The 4705-nt window shown below is 69.2% G+C and carries 5 protein-coding genes and 2 pseudogenes; 5 read left to right on the top strand and 2 right to left on the bottom strand.

The window, feature by feature from the left end:
- The 3 genes and pseudogenes from VN520_RS35335 to VN520_RS35325 form a co-directional block, all read left to right on the top strand.
- Window positions 1–195, top strand: a pseudogene (locus VN520_RS35335) (hypothetical protein); the annotation flags it as partial.
- A 395-nt stretch (window positions 196–590) separates the two neighbouring features.
- Window positions 591–1379, top strand: coding sequence for a hypothetical protein (locus VN520_RS35330; protein WP_325751040.1), 789 nt, complete (start codon window positions 591–593; stop codon window positions 1377–1379).
- 38 nt (window positions 1380–1417) lie between these two features.
- The gene (locus VN520_RS35325) at window positions 1418–1741 is read left to right on the top strand and encodes a hypothetical protein (protein WP_325751039.1); all 324 of its coding nucleotides are present in this window, start codon (window positions 1418–1420) and stop codon (window positions 1739–1741) included.
- A gap of 170 nt (window positions 1742–1911) precedes the next feature.
- On the opposite strand, the gene VN520_RS35320 is transcribed toward VN520_RS35325, so the two are convergent.
- The gene (locus tag VN520_RS35320) at window positions 1912–2103 is read right to left on the bottom strand and encodes a hypothetical protein (RefSeq protein ID WP_325751038.1); all 192 of its coding nucleotides are present in this window, start codon (window positions 2101–2103) and stop codon (window positions 1912–1914) included.
- A gap of 627 nt (window positions 2104–2730) precedes the next feature.
- Between VN520_RS35320 and VN520_RS35315 the strand changes: the two genes are divergently transcribed.
- Together VN520_RS35315 and VN520_RS39785 are read left to right on the top strand one after the other, a co-directional pair.
- Window positions 2731–3240 (top strand): hypothetical protein, encoded by a 510-nt coding sequence (locus VN520_RS35315; RefSeq protein WP_325751037.1) that lies wholly within the window; start codon window positions 2731–2733, stop codon window positions 3238–3240.
- Between the two features lie 59 nt (window positions 3241–3299).
- Window positions 3300–3578: pseudogene (locus tag VN520_RS39785) on the top strand (DUF6354 family protein); the annotation flags it as partial.
- Window positions 3579–3646: 68 nt separating this feature from the next.
- On the opposite strand, the gene VN520_RS35305 reads toward VN520_RS39785, so the two are convergent.
- The gene (locus VN520_RS35305) at window positions 3647–4561 is read right to left on the bottom strand and encodes an NUDIX domain-containing protein (RefSeq protein ID WP_325751035.1); all 915 of its coding nucleotides are present in this window, start codon (window positions 4559–4561) and stop codon (window positions 3647–3649) included.
- Between the last annotated feature and the right edge of the window lie 144 nt (window positions 4562–4705).

Here is a 4705-nt window from a genome sequence, read left to right as displayed (position 1 = left end):
AAGTCCGCAGCAGAAGTGACCTCGGCGCTTGCCGAGGCACACCCGGAACGCACGGTACCCGCTGCCGTCGTGCGCAACACCCTGGAGCAGGGGGTTGCGCAAGGGCGCGTCGAGCGCAGCAAGCAGGGGCGTTCGGTCTTCTACACCTCAATTGCCGCTGCGGCCCCGAAGAGTCCCGATCCCGCGCAGTCGTAGACCTCCTTCGGGCCGGGACGGTGGCAGAGCCGAGCACCCAGAAGGCCCAACAAGGTGCCTGGTGCGGGGTGTCGCTCGTGAAGCCCGCTGATTGGCTGTGAGGGCGCACCCGCAGAAACTCGGCCGCGCCCTCCCTCCCTCCGCGACGCCGCGGCCCGGGCCAAGCAGGAGGCGTACGCCACCGACGCCGCATCCACTGCCGAGGAGACCAACGCTCAAAAGCCATGGCGCGCCTCCGCGGCTGCTGTCATGGCGTCTCCCGGTCTCTCGCTGGCCGGACATCGTGGTGGCCGGCTCCGCTTCACTGTGTGCGACCGCCAGCCCGGCCCGGACCTGGGGAGGCGGAAGCACAGAAAACGCTACATGGGGAAAATTCCCCATGTAGCGTTTTCCTCATGAGTTATGACTACGACGTTCAGCTGCCCGTGTTCCCAGAGGCCTTGCCGGGCCAGCAGTACTGGCTGATCGTGCAGGCCACCGGGCCCAGGGACCGCGTAGCGGAGCAGAGCGGTCCGGCCCCCGTGGCGCAGTACGACTTCCGCGTGGAGCAGCTGGAGGACGCGGACGAGATCGAGGCTCCGCGCACGGTGGGGCATCCGCAACAGACCTATGCCCTGCCCTCCGGCCTGAGCGACGGACAGCTCCAGCGACTCCTGGCGCTCCTCGCCGACAGCCGGATGCTCGAAACTGTCTTCGCCGACCAGGTGGAGGCCGGCACACACCGGGCGAAGGTCATGGATGAGGCCGCTGCCGCGAAGGCCGCGCAGTGGATTGCCCAGGCCGGGGCCGCGCTTGTCGGGGGCGAGGAGGAGCCGCAGCTGCCTGCGGGCTGGGCGATGTGGTTTTCGGTTAACGGCTATGTCCCCTACTCGTCCGAGCGCTGGCTGCGGTCCGACGCGCAGCGCGGCACCGTGCCCAACCTGACGGGTACGGCGCGAGGTGCGCTGGCGTGGCCACAGGGCCGCCCCGAGGGGGCCGTCGCGTGGCGCCCTGAGGTGTTCCTGGAACGCCTTCAGGCTTTCGGTCTTGAGCCTCCCATTCCGCGCCGGCACGTCGCGGCAGCCGCGTGGAGGGCGGGCTTCGTCAACATCCGTGCTCTCAGCGCCTTGCTGGGCCCCGACCGCAAGACGCTCTATGCCCACCTGCGGGCTGCGGGCATCGAGCCGACCGATCGCACACGCTGACCCTCTCCGCACAGGCCCGGCTTCCGTACGCTGCAGTCGTGGCCGACCCGTGGGCAGGCGGTCAACCGGCCGTGCTGTGCTCGGTTTCCGGCACAGAGGGCAGCCAGTGCACGGTGTTGTCGCGGAAAGGCGCGTGGAATGGCACAAGGTCTGAGCTGCTCGTGTCGTCGAGAGCGGTGACGTTGATGCCGATCTCCGGGATATCGCTGTCGATCGCCGCGCTGCCTGGCCTGGATCATGCACCGCAGAAGCCTTTCCATGCGGACCGGACCCCTGGAGCTTCCGGCGCTCTGCTGGTAAAACCGCCGATCGAGAGGGTTCAGGCCACCCGCCAGGATTGGACCCGGTACGGAAGTCGCTGATGCGGGTGACGGTGGAGTCGCGGGCGAGCCGGCTGGCGGCAGTTGTTTCCGGGCGTCGAGTCCCTCAAGAACCTGCCTGACCGCCGTGCCGACCTGATGATGCTGCGCCCGGTCCGAGACTGCCGGTGAGCGGATGCGGCGTGCAGCCGGAACGCACCCTGCTCAGGGGCTCAGGCCGCAGTTATGAACTCCGGTCCCGATCCGCCGCAAGGCTGTCCGGTCGCCTCGGCCCACAGCGTGAGCAACCGCTGGTACTCGGCCGTCCGCTCCTCACTGCGCGGCTCGTCCATCAGCTCCCGAATCCGGGCATTGATCCAGGACGCGGCAGACACGGAGCGCACGGGTCCAATAGGCGACAGCATGACGCTACGGTACGGGCGGCCACTGACAACTACCCCTGGTTTTCCGGCCTGATCGCTTCAGGGCTCGGCCCGGGGCGCAGAGCGCGTAGGCGCCAATTAGGGGGTGCCCGAGATACGCGTCAAAGGGGCAACGGGATGAGGCGTGGGGCAGGACGTCCATGGTGACGGTGACGTTTGTGCACGGCGGTGGCGGGCCGGTGACGTCGGAGCTGGAGGCGGACGTGATCGCTGCGGTGAAGGCGACGCTTCGCCGCAGCCGGAATGCAGCCCGCAGACCTCGGCCTCTTCGACAGTGGCCTCCCCTACCTGAAGCTGATCCCCCGCCACTGACACACCGGCGCGGCTCAGAAAATCGCAGCCGGGGTATGGCACAGTGGGCACGTAGACCGAGGTCGCCCCACCGCCCCGCCGGGTGGGACCTTCGCGGGACGCCAGCGCAACACCCGCCCCCGGTCCGGACTCTCGACCGCCGTGGCGCAAGGCGAGCCGAGCACCACTGAGGCGGGCAAAAAGGCCCACCAGTATGGGCGTCACGAAGGACCCCCTCCGGCCGGTCCCCGCGGCCCGCCGGAGCACCACGCGCACCTTCGCGCCTTTGCCAACGCCAGCCACCAGTGGGGATCACTCATGCACACCACCACGCCACAGCAAGGCCGCCTGACGGTCGACATGACGCTGGAGCCGCACCTGCTCGCTGCCGTCGACGCCCTCGCCGCGCAACAGGGACGAGAGCGTGCCGACATGCTGCGCTACCTTCTCCTCCAGGGCCTCGACGTCAAGCACACCTGCCCCACGGGCCTGGCCGCCGACCCCGACGTCGACGTGATCCACGACGACGTCATCGACAGCGAACGAAGCGGGATCAGGGTCCACAGCGACGGCCACCGCCACTGGATCACCTGCTTCGAGACCGGCGAGCTGATGGGGTTCACCACCGACCCCCGCTGCGCGCTGGCCATCCGCGCCGCCGCGCTCCTGGTCTACGAGCGCATCACGCACTTGGACACGATGGACGGCCGCGAGGACGAAGAGGAATACGACGCCGGTCAGGTCTCCCTGCCCGAACTCGTCACGAAGGGCCACGAGCTGCTCGCCGCGCTCGCCCAGAGCCGCGGAGAACTGCCCCAGCAGCCCTGACCCGCCTCGTCATCACCACCGGCGCGAAGAAGAGGCAGCACCCCTTACCCGCCACCGTCATGCGGATGCTGCGCGAGCACGACGAGCAGGCGACCCAAACACTCAAGATCATCCCGTCACCCCCTTTGACGCGAGACGGCCGGCGCCGTGGTGTTCACCTCGGGGAGCACCGGCACGCCGTTGTCGAGCACGACCTGCACTTGGACGGTGCTCTCGTCGGGCGCACCACTCCCATCCACATCGACAACCTCGGCGATCCCCGCAAGTTCGAGCTGCTGGAGGAGACCGACGCCGTCGCTGCGGACCCCCGCTACACCCGGCTGCTCACCGCCATGGCCTCTGTTCACAGCATTGCCGCCACCCCGCACGACTACGCCCGCGCCGCCTACGAGGTCCTCGGCGTTTCCTACCTGCTACGGGAGTTGGTGCGCACTAGTGGATCTATGCTGGCGTGGCGTTGGACCAGATCGAGGGTTTCGCCGCCGAGACGAAGGCGGGGCACTGTGGCCGGGGGGAACCAGGCCAGCATCACGCCTTCTGTCAGAGGGAGGCGGGCGGGGTCGCCTTCCCAGAGTGCGGAGAAGATCCGTACGGGCATGGTCAGGCCGTCGGCGTCGCGGATCTCCTCGTCGAGGAACGTCTCCAGCTGCTCGGGAACGATGCCTGCTTCCTCTCGGAGTTCGCGGCGGATCGTGTCCTCGGGGGTGAGGTCGCCGGGCTCGTAGCCGCCGCCCAGCAGGGCCCAGCAGCCCGGGGCCCAGATGCCGTCGCGCATATCCCGCAGGTGCAGCAGGTACTCGCCGCAGGAGTTGTGGATGAGCGCGGAGGCGTTCAGCGGGACGGCCTGCCCGTCCAGAGCCGCTGCCTTGCTTCCGAGCTCCGCGGTGGGTCGCCAGGGTGCTTCGGTGTGGGGGGTGTGGGCGAGGTAGAAAGCGAAGCGGAGGTCGGCGATCGGTTCACCGGCCGTGCCGGGGCCCGGGGTGATGTCGATCGGAGCTCGGAGGTAGTGCGGGGTGAGGCAGAGGTCGCCGGGACCGATGCCGGTCTGCTCGTGAACAGCACGCAGGGCGGTGGCCAGCGGGCTGCGGTCGCCGTCTTCGGGCCTGGTGCCCGGCAGGCCCGATCCGGTGGGGGAGTTCGGGACGTGCAGGAATCGGCCGCTGCGGTCGACGACGAGGGCGCTGCACGTCACTGGAGCGGGGCCCGGGGCCGCGTGTGCGGCAGCAAGGGCGGTTTTTACGAGGGTCAGGCGGGCGCTCTCGGCGGGATGTCGGGCGAGGTAGGAAGCGAGGATGGAGCGGAGTTCTGTTCGACTGGACACAGGGTTCCTCGGTGTGGCGCGGATGGCGAGGGGATGCCGGCGGGCTCTGGGATCGTCCCACGGCCGTAGTCACGATGAGGCGGAAACGCGCTCGCGGGGGTCGGGGTCGAGAGCCAGCCGGGCATGGAGGTGGGAGTCGTAGCG

Source organism: Streptomyces sp., assembly GCF_035563135.1.
Lineage (GTDB): Bacteria > Actinomycetota > Actinomycetes > Streptomycetales > Streptomycetaceae > Streptomyces.
This window is presented reverse-complemented; position numbering and strand designations above follow the sequence as displayed.

What these genes read in the sequence shown, in the direction of transcription:
- VN520_RS35315 (WP_325751037.1), top strand. Translation starts at nt 2,731, where the DNA reads ATGCACACCACCACGCCACAGCAAGGCCGCCTGACGGTCGACATGACG.
- VN520_RS35330 (WP_325751040.1), top strand. Translation starts at nt 591, where the DNA reads ATGAGTTATGACTACGACGTTCAGCTGCCCGTGTTCCCAGAGGCCTTG.
- VN520_RS35320 (WP_325751038.1), bottom strand. Translation starts at nt 2,103, where the DNA reads ATGCTGTCGCCTATTGGACCCGTGCGCTCCGTGTCTGCCGCGTCCTGG.